The sequence below is a fragment of the Amycolatopsis sp. lyj-23 genome (assembly GCF_046549135.1).
Classification (GTDB): Bacteria; Actinomycetota; Actinomycetes; order Mycobacteriales; family Pseudonocardiaceae; genus Amycolatopsis.
Genome location: NZ_JAJPWN010000003.1, coordinates 591,025 through 606,296, shown reverse-complemented (window position 1 = coordinate 606,296; position 15,272 = coordinate 591,025). Strand labels below are relative to the sequence as shown.

Genomic DNA, 15,272 nt, shown 5'->3' with positions numbered 1-15,272 from the left:
TCTTGCTGCCGACGAGCTTCGCCGAGATCGGGGCCGGCCACTTCGGGCAGACGGCCAGTCACACGCCGGCCGGCCTCGGCCGATCGGCCGAGGGAGCGCGGGCCACTCGGCCAAGGTGCGGGTGCGGGGGAATCACGTAACGTCACATCGTGCCTGCCGCGCCCCTGCCGAAAACGCTCTACACCCGCACCAGTGCCCTGGTGCGGCGCATCGGCGTGCCCTCGGCCGTCCTGTTCGCCGCGCTGCTGTTCGACGTCGTCTTCACGACGCAGGCGGCGCTCGACGAGCACGGCCCGCGCTTCGTCGACTTCGGCCTGCTGCCCGGCATCTTCGCGATGACCGCCTGCGCGGTGTGGGCCCAGAAGCGGGCGGCGGTCGCCGGGGTAGCGGGCGGCGGGGTGCTGATCTTCTCCACCCTCTTCATCCACGCGTTCCACATCCCGCCGTACTCCAGCGTGCTGCCGAAGGTGACGATCACCGAGGTCGTGGCCGGGGTGCTGATGGTCTACTACGTGGCCCGCCGGGCGCGGGCGGGCGTGGCGTTCTGCGTGGTCGGGTTCCTGGTCATCGCCGGGCTCATCGCCGTCTTCGGCCGGTACGCGGGGGTCGGCGAAATCGACGGCGGCACCGGCACCCAGGCGCTGCTGTTCGGGCTCGTGCTGCTCGTCGGCCCGCTGCTGCCGGCCATCACGCTGCGGGACCGCCGCCCGCGGGCCGACCCGCGGACGCGGAAGCTGCAGCGGGTGAACGAGCTCGCCATGGGGCAGTGGCCGCTGGTCGGGCTGCTCGGGTTCGCGCTGCTGTTCGAGTTCGGCTACACGTACTCCAGCAACGCCCGCGGCTTCCCGATCCTGTTCTGCTCGATCGTCGCCGGCGTGATCGCGGTGCTCTCCCCGCGGCGGCCGGCCGACGCGCTCCTCGGCGTCGCCGGGATCATGCTGGTGTCCGCGGCCGTGACGCCGTTCCTGCAGCTGCGCTACGACTACCCGATGCCCGGTGGCATCCCGGCGGTGCAGGTCATCGCCGGGATGGGCGTGGTGGTGAACGTGACCCGGGCCCGCGGGCTGAGCCAGTCGTGGTCGCGGATCGGCGTCCTGTCGGCCGTCGTGGCGCTCGGCGCGATCGTCAACTCGAACAAGCCCACCGGCTTGACGACCGATCCGCAGATCCTCTCGATCCTGGCGTTCACCGCGGCGCTGCTGCTGGGCGTCTCGATCGCGATCGGCATGATGCTGCGGTCGCGCGATTCCGAGCGCACGACGGTCGTCCAGTCGGCGGTGGCCGACGCGCAGACCGCCGAGCGGATGGCGCTGGCCCGCGAGCTGCACGACGTCGTCGCCCACCACGTCACCGGGATCGTCGTGCAGGCGCAGGCCGCGCGGATGATGGCGGAGCAGAAGCCGGAGATCGCGGTCGAGGCGATGGCGCGGATCGAGAACGCCGGTGTCGAGGCGCTCGCGGCGATGCGGCGGCTGGTCCGCTCGATGCGCGGCGACGCACCGGCCGGGATGAGCGAGTTCAGCGAGCAGGCCACCACCGACCTCGGCGCCGACCTGCGGAAACTGGTCGAAATGGCCAACCACGGCGTGCCGACGTCGATGCACCTCGACCTGCCGCCGGACCTGCCGCACGAGGTCGGCCGCTCGGCCCTGCGGCTGGTCCAGGAGTCGCTGACGAACGTCGGCAAGCACGCCTCCGGCGCGACCGAGGCCTTCGTCGTCGCCGAGGTGGCGGGCGGCGAGCTGCACCTGCGGGTGACGGACAACGGACGCGACACGGCGCACCGGCCGGCCGGCGGCTCGGGCGGCTACGGTCTGGTCGGCATGCGCGAACGCGTCGCGCTGCTCAAGGGCCGGTTGTCGGCCGGGCGCGGCCCGGACGGCGGCTGGCGCGTCGAAGCTTGGCTGCCGCTGGCCGCCGGAGAAGGGGACGAGTGATCCGGGTACTGATCGCCGACGACCAGGAGATGGTGCGGATGGGCTTCCGCATGATCCTGGACGCCCAGGACGACATCGAGGTCGTCGCCGACGTCGCGGACGGCGTCTCGGCGGTCTCGAAGGCCCGCGAGCTGCGCCCGGACGTCTGCCTGCTCGACATCCGCATGCCCGGCCTCGACGGCCTGGAGGTCACCCGGCAGCTGGCCGGGCCGGACGTGACCGACCCGCTGAAGGTGGTCGTCGTCACGACGTTCGACCTCGACGAGTACGTCCACACGGCGCTGCGCAACGGCGCGTCCGGGTTCCTGCTGAAGGACGCCGGCCCGGCACTGCTGATCGAGGCGGTCCGCGCGGCCGACCGCGGCGACGCGCTGGTGTCGCCGCAGATCACCGTGCGGCTGCTCAAGCACTTCGACGGCTCGGGCGCACCGAAGGCGAAGGTCCCGCCGCCGTCCGAGCCGCTGACCGCCCGCGAGCTGGACGTCGTCAAGGCGGCCGCCCGCGGGCTGACGAACACCGAGATCGGCGCGGAGCTGTTCATGTCGCTGTCGACGGTGAAGACGCACCTGGCGTCGGTGCAGAGCAAGATCGGCGCGCGGAACCGGGTGGAGACCGCCGCGTGGGCGTGGCGGAGCGGAGTCGTTTCGTGATTCCGGGTGCGTAGTATCCAGAGATGCAACGCCGTTTCCACGCCCCTGTCGTTCTCCCCGCCGACCCGTCCTGTTCGCTTCTCCGTGACGCGGTCGTCGACGTCGACGCCGATGGGCGCATTTCGCACTGCGGACCGGCGGCCACCGCCCCCGAATCCGCCGCACCGGTCACCACCCTGACCGGCATCCTGCTCCCCGGCCTGGTCAACACGCACGCGCACAGCCCGATGACGCTGCTGCGCGGCATGGGCGGCGACCTGCCGCTGCTGCCGTGGCTGAACGAGATCATCTGGCCCGCCGAGGCGAAGCTGCGCCCGGAGGACATCCGCACCGGCATGCTGCTGGGCTCGGTCGAGATGCTCCGCCACGGCGTCACGACCAGCGCCGAGATGTACTTCGAAGGCGAGCAGCTGGTCGACGCGGTCCTCACGACGGGCGGCCGCGTGCTGGTCGCACCGCCGGTGATGGAGCTGCCGGGCCTGGACTGGCGGGCCCAGCTGGCGTCGATCGAGCGCTGGATCGACACGGACGGCCTCCGCTTCGGCCACGGCGACCGCATCGAGCTGGGCTACGGCCCGCACTCGGCGTACATGCTCTCGGCCGCCGGTCTGCGCGCCACGGCGGAGTCGGCGGCCGCGCGCGGTGCACTGGTGCAGATCCACGTGGCCGAGGCGGCCGCGGAAGACACTGCGGTGCGCGCTTCGCACGGTTCGGTGCCCGCGCTGCTTCACGAGCTGGGCATGCTGGACGGCCGCGTGCTGGCGGCGCACGCGATCCACCTGTCGGATGCGGACATCGCGCTGTTCGCGGCCCACGGCGTCGGCATGGCGCACTGCCCGGGCTCGAACGCGAAGCTGGCCTCGGGCATCGCGCGGATCGCGGACCTGCGCGCCGCGGGGGTCGCCGTCGGACTGGGCACCGACGGCCCGGCGTCCAACGACGACATCGACCTGTGGGAGGAACTCCAGCTGGCGGCGATGTTCGCCCGCCTGGCCACGGGCGACTCGACGGTGCTCAAGGCAGCGGACGTCTTCCTGCTGGCCACCCGGGGCGGCGCCGCCGCGCTCGGCCGGCCGGACATCGGAGCGCTGGAGCCGGGCCGGTGGGCCGACCTGGTGCACATCGACCTGGACGACCCGGCGTTCGCGTGCGGCCTGGACGTGCCGGACGTGCAGCTGCTGTCGAACCTGGTGTGGGCGGCCGGGTCCCGGCGGGTGCGGGACGTGTGGGTCGCCGGCGAGCAGGTGGTGGCGGACGGCGAGTCGACGAAGGTGGACCGAGCGAAGGTGCAGGCCGGCGTGGCCGAGACGGCGACCCGGCTGCGGGCTTGAGGTTCGGCTGCGGGCCTGGTTCCGGGACCTGCCAGCGGCCCCCGGAACCAGGGTTCCGTCACGCGGCGGTGACGGAAGGAACGCCCGCCGGGGTAACCGCGGGGACGCGGCCGAGCAGAACTCCGAAGAGGAGCACCGCGGACCCGGCGGCGAGTTCCACGGAGACGCCCTGCCTGACCATCACCGTCACGAAGGACATCAAGACCACGAGCGTGAGCACGTGCATCCCACTGATCGACCTGCACTGGCGACGCGGCTGCGTCATGAGGATCGAGGCGAGCGGGTAGGACATTCAAGACCTGCTTTCACGGGGAACTGATCGGACAAGCGCGAAGGAAGAGCGGCGGTCACGGCTTCAAACGATCCTGGTGAGCACCGCGCCCATCCTTCGCTTCACCACCATGTCGCAGGTATCACCGCTGGTCAAAGCGCTGTAGTTGCGCTCTTGCGGTAGCATCAATTCTTTGGTGCTGTGGTCGAATGTGCTTATTGCGGTTGAATGAGAACGGTCCTGCTGCTTGATTATCCCCCTTGCGCAGGAGCGGGAAGGGAACCCCCGCTACCCCCCGTACCCCCGCTACCCCCGTACGGCCTGTCTCTCCAGCACAAAGGTAGAAAACCTTGGATGATCCGCCGCTCCGGGCCGAAGCCATGAGACTCCTGACCGAGGCCGTGAAGGCGTCGAAGCGAAGCAGCAGCGTGATGTTTCCGCTCACGTTCGTCACCACGCACGACCTCCCCGCCGAGAAGCAGCCGCCCAGCACGCCGCTCGCCCGGTTGATCCAGGGAGGCCGAGGCGGGGCCGTCCGGCTGAAGCTCTACCTGTTGCTGACAATGGCGGCCACCAGCCATCCGTACGACATCCGGAATCCGAAGACACCGCACACGTACGCCCGGACACTGGGTGTCCGACCGGACCCCGCCGGAGTCCGACGAATCAGCGACAACCTGCGCTGGCTGGCCGAGCACCGGTTCATCGAACTCACCAAACGGCCCGGAGCGCCGTCAGCCATCCAGTTGCTCAACCCTCTGGGAACCGGGAAGAAGCTGCAGGATCCGCGTCCCGACGGCCGCTATCTGACGATGCCGCTGAACTTCTGGTCGAACGGCTGGCTCATCGACCTGTCGCCGACGGCGATCGCGGTCCTGTTCGCGCTTCGCGAGCGCCTCGGCAAGTCGCCGACGCCTCTGTACCTGGTCCGAGATCGCCGGGAGAGCTACACGCTGTCCCATGACACCTGGACACGCGGTACGGCGGAACTGAAGGACCACGGCTTGCTCGAAGTCAGCCGGGTTCCGCAGGGAAGCGACTATGACTACCACCGGCTCCGCAACACCTATTGGCTCGATCTCGACCGGATGCGTGGTCTGTCCACCGACGAGCCCGGTGCAACCGGGATGATCAACTTCACCTCAGCGGGGGCGGAGGATGATCTCCGTCGGGTGGGCGTCCGGGGTGGCTGACACCGCCGTCACCACCGCGGTGGCCACCGAGTCCGCCCTCAGCAGGTGCGAAGTGTCGTACTCGCGGCCCTCGCCCGCGAAGATCTCCTGCTGCATCTCCGTGTCCGTGCGGCCCGGGTAGACCGACGTCACGCGGATCTCCGGCTCCTCTTCGCGGAGGGCGTCGGCGAACGCGCGGACCGCGAACTTGCTCGCCGCGTACGGGGACCAGCCCGGGCGGGCGTTGCGGCCGGCTCCGGAGTTGATCACCACCACGTGGCCGCGGGCCGCGCGCAGGGCGGGGAGGAGCAGGCGGGTCAGCTCGACCACCGCCAGGGTGTTGACCTCGAAATTGTCGCGCCACGCCTCGGCCGAGACGTCTTCGATGCGGCCCAGGCGCGCCACTCCCGCCGAGTGGACCAGGACGTCCAGGGACGAGATGTCCGCGACCGCCGAAGCGAGCGACGCCGGGTTCGTCACGTCCACCGGCCACGGTTTCGCGCCCGGCAGCTCCTTCGCCAGCGCGGCCAACGCGTCGGCGTCGCGGCCGCCGAGGAGGAGGCGGTGCGTCGGGGCGAGCTGGTGGGCGATCGCCGCACCGATTCCGCGGGAGGCGCCGGTCACCAGGGCGAGGGGGAGATCCGTCATGGTCACACCGTAACTACGCGAAGCCCACGTCCACCGTGCGGTCTTCGCGCTTGCCGGGGCCGAGGGTGCGCGGGTCGGCGCAGCCGGACGCCGGGTCCGCGTCGGAGTCGCGGGTGTCTTCGCCGGCGTGCCGGGCCGTCGGGTGGTGGTCGTCCAGGGTGAAGCAGACCTGGTACGTGCCGTCCTCGAGGCCGTCGAAGAGGTACGACCCGTCGGGGCCCGTGACGACGCTCGCCACCTGCTTGCCGCCGGCGTCCTTCAGCACCGCCTTGACGCCGGCGAGGCCCGGTTCGCCCGCGTCCTGCAGGCCGTTGCCGTCGGTGTCGGCCCAGACGAAGTCGCCGATCCGGTTCGCCGGGGACAGCAGCCCGAGGTCCACCGCCAGATCCTCGTGGGACGGGCCGCCCACCGTGCGCGGCGCGGTGCAGCCGTCCGCGCCGGCGTCCGAGTCGCGGTCGTCGGTGTCGGCGTTCCGGCGGGTCGCGGTGAAGTCCGCCGGGACGGCGAAGCAGACCTGGTACGTGCCGTCCTTCAGCTTCTCGAAGCCGTACTTGCCCTTGTCGTCGGTCGTCGTGGTGCCGACCGTGCCGCCCGCGCCGTCCTTCAGCGTCACCTTGACGCCCGGGACGCCCGGCTCGTCCGGGTCCTGCAGGCCGTCGCGGTTGCGGTCCGCCCAGACGAAGTCGCCGATCTTCGCGATCGCGGGCGGCGGGTCGACGGTGATCGTCGCCGACGCCGTCTTGTCGCCCAGCGTGCCGCCCGGGTAGTGCACGCCGGTCACCTGCGCGGTGTTGACGTGCCCGCTGTCGGCCACCGTGAGGTCCGGGTGGTCGCACGTCAGCTGCCGGTTCGCGCCCGCGGCCAGCGCGAACGGCTCGAACGACCCGGCGCACCACGGGTCGGTCACCGTGATCCCGGTGAGGTCCTGCGTGCCTTCGTTGGTCACGGTGACGCGGTAGTGCGCGGTCTCGCCGGCGGTGACCGTCGCGAACGACGCCCACGCGCCGGTCGCCGGGTTCTGCACTTCCTTTTTCACCGAGTACGCCGCGAGCTGGAGGTCGACGCAGTCCCAGTGCAGCCGGTCGAGGGTGGTCGTGGCGAAGAACTTCACCGCGGCCGCCTTCGCCGGCGCCGTCGCCGCCGGGAAGTCTTGCTCGACGAGGGTGCCGTCGCCGGCGTAGTGGTCGGCGACGAGCTTCGTCTCCTGGATCTGCGTGCCGGTGACGTCGTAGAACCGCAGGCCGGTGGCCGGTTCGTAACGCGGCGCGCGCGACGCGGTCCAGACGCTGAGGGTGTAGACGCCGCCGGGGACGAACCGCTCGGTCTGGTAGGCGGTGCTGGTCTTGCCGTCCGGCGTCTGGATGACCGCCGCCCGCTGCCCGTCGACGGCGTACTCCTGCTCGGTCAGCAGCTTGGGCACCTTAGCGGCCGGTGTCCCGGGCGGGACCGGGGCGGCCGGGGCGAACAGGTACCCGTCCGGGGCGCCGTTGCGCGCGGTGAGCTCGACGCTCGGGTTCGCCGCCAGCCCACCGCAGACCGGCGCCGCGTGCGCGGCCGTGGACGCGGGCACCACGGCCGCGGCGATCACCGCCACCACCACCGCCGTCGCCCGCCGCGAGAAGGTCACCCTTCGACTATGGCGCGCGGCACGGGCCCGCACCGGCCGAAGACCGTCCACTTAAGAGTGAATCTCGGCTGGTATCGGCTGGTGCGGGCCGGTGCGTCAGCGTTCGCCGATGCGGCCGGGTCGTCCGAAGCGGCCCGTCTTCCACACCGAGACGATCGACGGCCGCGGCTGCGCGGTGCCGCCGTCCGGCCAGTGGGACGTCGGGTTCGCCGAGCTCGCCGCGTTCTCGCCCGGGTGCTGGACCGCGACGAGCACCAGGTCGTCGGTCACGACCGGGCCGCACGTCTCGGCGCCGACCGGCACCGAGAGGAACTGCTTGACGTGCCCCCGTTCCGGTCCGCTGACCGGCACCGAGAACAGGCCGTCGTTCGCGCCGAGCGCGTTGCCGTCGGTGGAAATCCACAGGTTGCCGTGCCGGTCGAAGGCCACGTTGTCCGGGCAGGAGATCGGGCTGACCTGGTCCTTCGGGAAGCCGCCGAAGTAGGTGTCCGCCGCCTTGGGGTCGCCGCAGACCAGCAGCAGCCGCCAGGAGAACCGGGTCGAGGCCGCGTCGCCGCGGTCCTCCTCCCACTCGAGGATGTGGCCGTTCTTGTTGCCCACCCGCGGGTTGACCTCGTCGGCACCCGCCTTGCCCGCGGCGCCGCGATCGCTGTTGTTGGTCAGTGCCGCGTAGATCCGGCCGTTGACCGGGTTCGGCTCGATGTCCTCCGGGCGGTCCATCTTCGTGGCAGCGACCTTGTCCGCGGCCTGGCGCGTGAAGACGTAGACCTCTTCGGCGGTGAATCCGTCCACAAAGGACTTTTCGCCGCTCGCCAGCGGGATCCACTCGCCGCGGCCGTCGAACTCGCCGTCGGCGGGCAGCTCGCCGGTGCCGTCGATCTCCGCGGCCGGGCTGTCGCCGGTGAAGCGGCCGACGTACAGCGTGCCCTCGTCGAGCAGCGCCGAGTTGTGGCGCCGGGCGTGCGCGCTGTGGCCGGGCTTGTACTTGCCCTTCGAGACGAACTTGTAGATGTACTCGAAGCGGCTGTCGTCACCGGAGTAGACGGCGACCCGGCCGTCGGCGGTGATCTTGACGTTCGCGGCCTCGTGCTTGAACCGGCCGAGCGCGGTGTGCTTGACCGGCGTCGAGTCCGGGTCGTGGGGGTCGATCTCGACGACCCAGCCGAACCGGTTCGGCTCGTTCGGCTCCTTGGCGACGTCCCAGCGCTTGTCGAACCGCTCCCACTTGCGGGTGCTCGGGCCGGCCCCGACGGAGTAGCGCTTCAGCCGCGCCGCCGCGACCGGGTCGGTGACCTTGTCGGAGTTCGCGAAGTACTGGTCGAAGTTCTCCTCGCCGGAGAGCACCGTGCCCCACGGCGTCACGCCGCCGGAGCAGTTGTTCTGCGTGCCGCGGACCTTGCGCCCGCTCGGGTCGGCCGACGTCTTGAGGAACTCCGAGCCGGCGGCCGGGCCGCGGACCTCGAAGACCGTGTCGAGGGTGATCCGGCGGCCGTACCGGCTCGGGACGACCTCGAGCCCGCCGCGGACCGGGTCGCGGCGCGCCTGCAGCACCGAGAGACCGTGGGCCGCCCAGGCGATCTTCGCCTGCTCTTCGGTCGGGTCGGCCGGGTCGTACTGGCCGGCCGGGAACATGTGGACCTCGGTCGTGTACTCGTGGTTGACCACGAGCAGGTTCGACCACCCCAGCGGGTCCTGCGGGATCAGGCCCACGAAGTCGTTGTTGTAGCCGAACTGCTTGGCCTGGGCGGCCGCGGTCTGCTCGGCGAAGTCGAACTCCGGCGCGCCCGCGACGACCGGGTCGCCCCAGCGGACGACGATCCGCTGGGCGTAGCCGTCCGGGATGCTGACGGCATCGAGCTTGCTCGGCGGGACCGGCGTGAAGTCGGTGCCCGGGACCGGGCGGGGGCGCGGCTTCCGCAGCGGCTCGGCGGCCGCGGTCCCGGACAGAGCGGCGAACCCGCCCGCGGCGGCAGCCAGCACGGCGCCCGCCTGGAAGACCCGGCGGCGGGAGATGTCCTTGACGACGTCGCCGAAGTACGCGTTGCCGGACTCGTTGGCCTCGGGGTGGGCGCACGCGTTGCCGCAGCGGTACTCGCACGTCACCGGGGAGCGGCCGCCCGGGTGGGCGGGGAACAGCGGGAGCAGACGGTCGGGCACGAAGCCTCCATGGTGGGAGTTCGGGAACGAACCGACCGTAAGCTCCCAAAACCAGACTTACCGGACATCCAGGTGAACGTCCGGTGTACTGGCGCCGGTCAGAACTCTTCGCCGACGAGGGCCGCTTCCTCCGGCACCGTGTGCGGGTCGGCCTTCTTCTCGCGCAGCGAGAGCAGCCCACCGGCGATCACGCACAGCACGGCCGAGGCCATGAACGGCGCCTGCGGCGAGCCGAACCACTCGGCGACGTGCCCGACCAGCGTCGCGGCGACGGCGCCACCGAGCCAGCGGCAGAAGTTGTACCCCGCGCTGGCGACCGGGCGCGGCGCGTCGCTGATCGACATCGCGGTACCGGTGAACAGCGTGTTCAGCAGGCCGGACACCAGCCCGGAGACGATGATCCCGGCGACCAGCACCGGCTTGCTCGGCACGGCGAGGACCAGCATCAGCACGGCGTACCCGAAGACGGCGGCCGCGGCGGCGTGCCGTTCACCGAGCTTGGCGGCCAGCCGCGGCGCGAGGGCGACCCCGGCGACGGCGACGCACAGGCCCCACCCGCAGAACACGAGCCCGACGGCGATGGCGCTCCAGCCGAGGACGAACGGCGACCAGGCGAGCACCGCGAAGAACGCGGCGGTGTACAGCGCCGAGGCGACGGACGTGCGCAGCAGGCCCTTGTGCTTGAGCGCGCGCAGCGGGTCGAGCAGCTTGATCGGCGCCCGCTGCTCGTGCTTGTCGCTCTTGAGGAACACCGCGCACAGCACGAGCGCGCCGGCCATCAGGATCGCCGTGCCGAGGAACGGGCCCCGCCACGAGATGCTGCCGAGCAGCGCGCCCAGCAGCGGGCCGACCGACAGGCCGACGCCGAGGGCGGCCTCGTAGAGCAGGATCGCGCCGGACTGCCCGCCGGTCGCGGCGCCGACGATGACCGAGAGCGCCGTCGCGATGAAGAACGCGTTGCCGAGGCCCCAGACCGCACGCAGCCCGACGAGCTGCTCGATCGACCCGGCCGCGGCGCAGAGGGCGGTGGCCGCGACGATCAGCGTCAGCCCGACCAGCACGGTGCGCTTCGCGCCGAAGCGGGCGCTCGCGGCGCCGGTGACGAGCATCGCGATGACCTGGACGCCGAGGTAGGACGAGAAGAGCAGGGTGACCTGGGACGGCGTCGCGTCGAGGCCCTTGGCGATGGACAGCAGGATGGGGTCGACCAGGCCGATCCCCATGAAGGCGATGACCGCGGCGAACGCGGTGATCCACACCTGCTTGGGCTGGCCCTTGACGGCGTCCAGCAGGCTCGAGTGGTGTTCAGCGCTCATCGCTGATCAGTTCCTCCTTCTTGGCATCCACGAGCAGTTTGGCGAGGGCGGGCAGGGCGGCTTCGATCGCGGCGCGGTCGGTTTCGTCCATGGCGATGAGCCGCTCGCGGAGGAACTCCTCGCGAGCCGTCACCAGTTCGGCGTAAAAACGCAGGCCCTCATCGGTGACTTCGACCAGCACGGCCCGGCCGTCGGCGGGATCCGGACGGCGCGTGGCGAGCCCGAGGCGTTCGAGCCGCCCGACGACGTCGGTCATCGACGGCAGCTTGACGCCTTCGAGCTCGGCCAGCGCGCTCATCCGCCGCGGACCGCCGTTGACCAGCTCACTCAGCACCGAACCCTGGGTGAGGGTCAGCGTCAGCTGCGGGGTCTGGCGGCGCACCTGGTGGTAGAGCCGGAAGACCAGCGGTCGCAGCCGGTGGGCGAGATCGGTGATCGCGGAAGTCACTTAGCTAGGCTAACAGAATTTAGTAAGGGTAGCTAAGTAAGTCCGCTCACAGGCTAGGCTCGGAGCATGGAAGCGGTGATCTTCGACCTCGACGGCGTACTGGTGGACTCCGAGCGCATCTGGGACGAAGTGCGGCGCGCGGTCGTCGCCGAGCACGGCGGCACGTGGCGCGAGGAGGCGACCCGGGCGCTGCAGGGGATGAGCACCCCGGAGTGGGCCCGCTACCTGGCGGAGGAGCTGGGGGCGCGGCTCTCGCCGCCGGAGATCGCGACGCTCGTGGTCAAGCGCATGGCGGCCCGGTACGCGGCGGAGCCGCCGCTGATCCCGGGCGCGGTGGAGGTCGTGCGGCAGGTGTCGGCGCGGTGGCCGGTCGCGATCGCGAGCTCGTCGCCGGTGATCCTGATCAAGGGCTTCTTGGACGTGACGGGCCTACCGGTGGGCGCGGCGGTGTCATCGGAGCAGGTCGGGGCGGGGAAACCGGCGCCGGACGTCTACCTGAGGGCGGCCGAGCTGCTGGGCGTGGCGCCGGCGGAGTGCGGAGCGGTCGAGGACACGACGAACGGGCTGCGGTCGGCTCTGGCGGCGGGGATGGCGGTGTATGCGGTGCCGAACCCGCACTTCCCGCCGGACGAAGCGGTGCTGAAGCAGGCGACGGCGGTGGTGGAGAAGATCACCGACCTGCCGGGAGCGTTGGGCCTCAGCTGATCTGGAACCGCACCGGCGGCGAGCCAGGTGTCACATCGGCCACGTAGACCAGGAAGTCCGAGAGCCTCCCCACCGGCCGAGCCTGGGTCAAGTCGCCGTTCGAGGCGAAGAGCCGCAGGGTCCGCAGGGTGGGATCCGTGAGGAAGACGGCTTTGTCCGGCGGCAGCGGCCCGAGTGGATCACCGATGTACGCGGCACGCACCCCATGGGGAGGCAGGTCCTCGGTGGGGATGCATCGCGGCCCATCACCGTAGAGCGGGATGCCGATGGCGAGCGGCCGGCCGGTCGGCACCGAAGCAACGCAAAGGAGCTCGGTGAGCCCGCCGCGCCCCTCGGTTCGGAAGGCGTAGGCGGTCCAGGTGTTCGTCTGACCGACGAAGTCGGTCAGACGAACACTGTCGTACTGCCCGAACAGGGAAGGCATGGGTTCGGGCGTGAACTTGCTGTAGACCAAGGGCGCGCCCGGCTGCGCCGGCGGGGCCGTGTGCAGCTGGGTCGCCAGCAGCACGCTCGTCAACACCACCAGGACCGCGGCCAGTGGCGCGACCCACACCGCGGCCCGGCGTCGGCTCGGCGGCCGCTGCTGCCTGCGCTGCTGTTCCGCCCAGGCCGCGTCGAGGTCGGGCGTGACCTCTTCCGCCTGCCCGCGCAGTGCTTCGGCCAGCTCGCGTTCGAAGTCGGTCATCGCTCACCTCCCAGGTCGTCCCCCAGGTGCTTGCGCAGGTTCTCCATCGCGTGGTGCGTCGTCGCCTTCACCGTGCCCGGCGAGATCCCCAGCGTTTCCGCGATGGCCGCCGTGCTCAGGTCGAGCCAGTACCGCAGCACCAGGACCTCGCGCTGGCGCCGGGACAGCCTCGCCAGCACCGCGCGCAGCCGCTGGTGCTCCCAGTTGGCCACCGCCTTGACCTCGGCCGACAGCTCGTCGGGCGGCCGGTCCTGCGGGGTCCGCCGGACCACGCGCAGGTGCCGCGTGCGCGACCGGGACATGTTCACCACGGTCGTGCGCAGGTAGCCGGCCACCCGGGTGCGGTCGGTCAGGGTGTCCCAGCGCTGGTGGAGCTTGACGAAGGCCTCCTGGGCGACGTTCTCCGCGTCGTCCGCGCCGAGCAGGTGGGCCAGCCGGGTCATCTGGCCGAAGTACTCGCGGAAGAGGTCGTGGAAGGTCGGCGCGCCCAGGTCCCCCGGCGCGCTTTCGCCGACACTCGCACTCACGCCCCACCAACGCCCACCCCGCGCCACCGGTTTAGTCGAGCACGCGAGAAAGGCCGCCACCAGGGGTGACGGCCTCCTCGAAAGGCTGGTTACCGCTCGACTTCGCCGCGGATGAACTTCTCGACGGCGTCACGGGCGGTCGCGTCGTCGTACTGCTCCGGCGGCGACTTCATGAAGTACGACGAGGCCGACAGGATCGGGCCGCCGATGCCGCGGTCCTTCGCGATCTTCGCGGCGCGCACGGCGTCGATGATGATGCCCGCCGAGTTCGGCGAGTCCCACACCTCGAGCTTGTACTCCAGGTTCAGCGGCACGTCGCCGAACGCGCGGCCCTCGAGCCGGACGTAGGCCCACTTGCGGTCGTCGAGCCACTGGACGTAGTCGGACGGCCCGATGTGGACGTTGCCCTTGCCGAGGTCGCGGTCGACCTGCGACGTCACCGACTGGGTCTTCGAGATCTTCTTCGACTCGAGCCGCTCGAGCTCCTTCATGTTCAGGAAGTCCATGTTCCCGCCCACGTTGAGCTGCATCGTCCGGTCGAGCTGGACGCCGCGGTCCTCGAACAGCTTCGCCAGCACGCGGTGCGTGATGGTGGCGCCGACCTGGGACTTGATGTCGTCACCGACGATCGGGACGCCCGCGTCTTCGAACTTCTTCGCCCACTCGGGGTCGGAGGCGATGAACACCGGCAGCGCGTTGACGAACGCCACGCCGGCGTCGATCGCGGCCTGGGCGTAGAACTTGTCGGCCACCTCGGAACCCACCGGCAGGTAGGACACGAGCACGTCGGCCTGCGCCTCGCGGAGCGCGGCGACGATGTCGACCGGGGTCTCGTCGGACTCCTCGATCGTCTCGCGGTAGAAGCGGCCGAGCCCGTCGTGGGTGTGGCCGCGCTGCACGGTGACGCCGAGCGGCGGCACGTCGGCGATCTTGATCGTGTTGTTCTCGGAGGCGAAGATCGCCTCGGACAGGTCGCGGCTGACCTTCTTGGCGTCCACGTCGAACGCGGCGACGAACTCGATGTCGCGGACGTGGTACCCGCCGAAGTCGACGTGCATCAGACCGGGGACGCGGGTGGCCGGGTCCGCGTCGCGGTAGTACTGGACACCCTGGACCAGCGACGCCGCACAGTTGCCGACGCCCACGATGGCCACCCGTACGCGGCGGTTCTCGCCCATGGGGGTTTCTCCTTCATCCGTGTCTGTTCAGTAGGTCTGGTGCCGCCACGCTGCGGCCCGGGCCGGCCGGCTCAGGTCTCCGGACCCTGCCGTTCGGCTTGTTCGTGCGCGATCAGCTCGTTGAGCCACCGCACCTCCCGCTCGCTGGTCTCCAGCCCCAGCCGGTGCAGCTCGCGGGTGTAGCGATCGATCTTCTCTTCGGCCCTGGCCAGTGCCGCCCGCATGCCCTCACGGCGTTCTTCGACGCGACGGCGGCGACCCTCGAGGATCCGCAGCCGCACGTCGGCCGGGGTCCGCGAGAAGAAGGCCAGGTGGACGCCGAAACCTTCGTCGTTCCAGGTCTGCGGCCCGGCGTCGCCGAGCAGCTCCCCGAAGCGCTCCTTGCCCTCCGCGGTGAGCTTGTAGACCCGCCGTCCGCGCCGGGACCACGCCCGGTCGTCGGCCTCGTCCAGCTCCTCGACCAGGTACCCGGCCCGCAGCAGCTTCCGCAGGGTCGGGTACAGCGAGCCGTACGAGAACGTCCGGAACGTGCCGAGCGTCTCGTGCAGCCGCTTGCGCAGCACGTACCCGTGCATGGGCGCTTCGTGCAGAAGACCGAGGATCGCGAACTCCAGCACACC

The 15,272-nt window shown here is 71.0% G+C and carries 15 protein-coding genes; 5 read left to right on the top strand and 10 right to left on the bottom strand.

Going from position 1 to position 15,272, the window contains the following annotated elements; translation table 11 throughout:
* Positions 1-149: 149 nt before the first annotated feature.
* The 3 genes from ACLJPY_RS08940 to ACLJPY_RS08930 are packed head-to-tail and all read left to right on the top strand — an operon-like array spanning position 150 to position 3,918.
* The gene (locus ACLJPY_RS08940) at positions 150-1,937 is read left to right on the top strand and encodes a sensor histidine kinase (protein WP_410587531.1); all 1,788 of its coding nucleotides are present in this window, start codon (positions 150-152) and stop codon (positions 1,935-1,937) included.
* Positions 1,934-2,587: a response regulator gene (locus ACLJPY_RS08935; protein WP_410587530.1), complete on the top strand. Its 654-nt coding sequence runs from the start codon at positions 1,934-1,936 to the stop codon at positions 2,585-2,587. The genes ACLJPY_RS08940 and ACLJPY_RS08935 overlap by 4 nt, the downstream gene beginning before the upstream one ends.
* Before the next feature lie 23 nt (positions 2,588-2,610).
* Complete coding sequence (locus ACLJPY_RS08930; RefSeq protein ID WP_410587529.1) at positions 2,611-3,918, top strand: amidohydrolase family protein; 1,308 nt, start codon at positions 2,611-2,613, stop codon at positions 3,916-3,918.
* Positions 3,919-3,976: 58 nt separating this feature from the next.
* On the opposite strand, the gene ACLJPY_RS08925 is transcribed toward ACLJPY_RS08930, so the two are convergent.
* Positions 3,977-4,210, bottom strand: a complete 234-nt coding sequence (locus tag ACLJPY_RS08925) for a hypothetical protein (RefSeq protein ID WP_410587528.1) — start codon at positions 4,208-4,210, stop codon at positions 3,977-3,979.
* Between the two features lie 329 nt (positions 4,211-4,539).
* On the opposite strand from ACLJPY_RS08925, the gene ACLJPY_RS08920 reads away from it, so the two are divergent.
* Positions 4,540-5,382 (top strand): hypothetical protein, encoded by an 843-nt coding sequence (locus ACLJPY_RS08920; protein WP_410587527.1) that lies wholly within the window; start codon positions 4,540-4,542, stop codon positions 5,380-5,382.
* Here ACLJPY_RS08920 and ACLJPY_RS08915 read toward each other — a convergent pair.
* From ACLJPY_RS08915 to ACLJPY_RS08895, 5 genes are all read right to left on the bottom strand, one after another.
* Entirely contained in the window at positions 5,332-6,009 is a 678-nt protein-coding gene (locus ACLJPY_RS08915; RefSeq protein WP_410587526.1) for an SDR family oxidoreductase, read from the bottom strand. The genes ACLJPY_RS08920 and ACLJPY_RS08915 overlap by 51 nt on opposite strands.
* 13 nt (positions 6,010-6,022) lie before the next feature.
* Positions 6,023-7,636 (bottom strand): SdrD B-like domain-containing protein, encoded by a 1,614-nt coding sequence (locus ACLJPY_RS08910; protein WP_410587525.1) that lies wholly within the window; start codon positions 7,634-7,636, stop codon positions 6,023-6,025.
* 96 nt (positions 7,637-7,732) lie between these two features.
* Complete coding sequence (locus ACLJPY_RS08905; RefSeq protein WP_410587524.1) at positions 7,733-9,793, bottom strand: PhoX family protein; 2,061 nt, start codon at positions 9,791-9,793, stop codon at positions 7,733-7,735.
* Positions 9,794-9,891: 98 nt separating this feature from the next.
* Complete coding sequence (locus ACLJPY_RS08900) at positions 9,892-11,109, bottom strand: MFS transporter (protein ID WP_410587523.1); 1,218 nt, start codon at positions 11,107-11,109, stop codon at positions 9,892-9,894.
* The gene (locus ACLJPY_RS08895) at positions 11,099-11,557 is read right to left on the bottom strand and encodes a MarR family winged helix-turn-helix transcriptional regulator (protein WP_410587522.1); all 459 of its coding nucleotides are present in this window, start codon (positions 11,555-11,557) and stop codon (positions 11,099-11,101) included. Before ACLJPY_RS08895 ends, ACLJPY_RS08900 begins: the two co-directional genes overlap by 11 nt.
* Before the next feature lie 66 nt (positions 11,558-11,623).
* Here ACLJPY_RS08895 and ACLJPY_RS08890 point away from each other — a divergent pair, with 66 nt between their 5' ends.
* A complete protein-coding gene (locus tag ACLJPY_RS08890) occupies positions 11,624-12,262 on the top strand; it encodes an HAD family hydrolase (protein ID WP_410587521.1) in 639 nt (212 codons plus the stop codon).
* Here the strand turns inward: ACLJPY_RS08890 and ACLJPY_RS08885 are convergent.
* The 4 genes from ACLJPY_RS08885 to ACLJPY_RS08870 all read right to left on the bottom strand — a co-directional run bounded on the left by ACLJPY_RS08885 (position 12,255) and on the right by ACLJPY_RS08870 (position 15,269).
* Positions 12,255-12,947, bottom strand: a complete 693-nt coding sequence (locus tag ACLJPY_RS08885; RefSeq protein WP_410587520.1) for a hypothetical protein — start codon at positions 12,945-12,947, stop codon at positions 12,255-12,257. The genes ACLJPY_RS08890 and ACLJPY_RS08885 overlap by 8 nt on opposite strands.
* Positions 12,944-13,474, bottom strand: a complete 531-nt coding sequence (locus ACLJPY_RS08880; RefSeq protein WP_410587519.1) for an RNA polymerase sigma factor — start codon at positions 13,472-13,474, stop codon at positions 12,944-12,946. The genes ACLJPY_RS08885 and ACLJPY_RS08880 overlap by 4 nt, the downstream gene beginning before the upstream one ends.
* An 89-nt stretch (positions 13,475-13,563) precedes the next feature.
* The gene (locus tag ACLJPY_RS08875; protein ID WP_410587518.1) at positions 13,564-14,652 is read right to left on the bottom strand and encodes an inositol-3-phosphate synthase; all 1,089 of its coding nucleotides are present in this window, start codon (positions 14,650-14,652) and stop codon (positions 13,564-13,566) included.
* A gap of 71 nt (positions 14,653-14,723) precedes the next feature.
* On the bottom strand, positions 14,724-15,269 hold the full coding sequence (locus ACLJPY_RS08870; protein WP_410587517.1) for a PadR family transcriptional regulator: 546 nt from the start codon (positions 15,267-15,269) through the stop codon (positions 14,724-14,726).
* Positions 15,270-15,272: the final 3 nt, after the last annotated feature.

Coding starts and splice junctions, on each gene's coding strand:
- ACLJPY_RS08930 (WP_410587529.1), top strand. CDS start 2,611: ATGCAACGCCGTTTCCACGCCCCTGTCGTTCTCCCCGCCGACCCGTCC.
- ACLJPY_RS08925 (WP_410587528.1), bottom strand. CDS start 4,210: ATGTCCTACCCGCTCGCCTCGATCCTCATGACGCAGCCGCGTCGCCAG.
- ACLJPY_RS08915 (WP_410587526.1), bottom strand. CDS start 6,009: ATGACGGATCTCCCCCTCGCCCTGGTGACCGGCGCCTCCCGCGGAATC.
- ACLJPY_RS08900 (WP_410587523.1), bottom strand. CDS start 11,109: ATGAGCGCTGAACACCACTCGAGCCTGCTGGACGCCGTCAAGGGCCAG.
- ACLJPY_RS08890 (WP_410587521.1), top strand. CDS start 11,624: ATGGAAGCGGTGATCTTCGACCTCGACGGCGTACTGGTGGACTCCGAG.
- ACLJPY_RS08885 (WP_410587520.1), bottom strand. CDS start 12,947: ATGACCGACTTCGAACGCGAGCTGGCCGAAGCACTGCGCGGGCAGGCG.
- ACLJPY_RS08875 (WP_410587518.1), bottom strand. CDS start 14,652: ATGGGCGAGAACCGCCGCGTACGGGTGGCCATCGTGGGCGTCGGCAAC.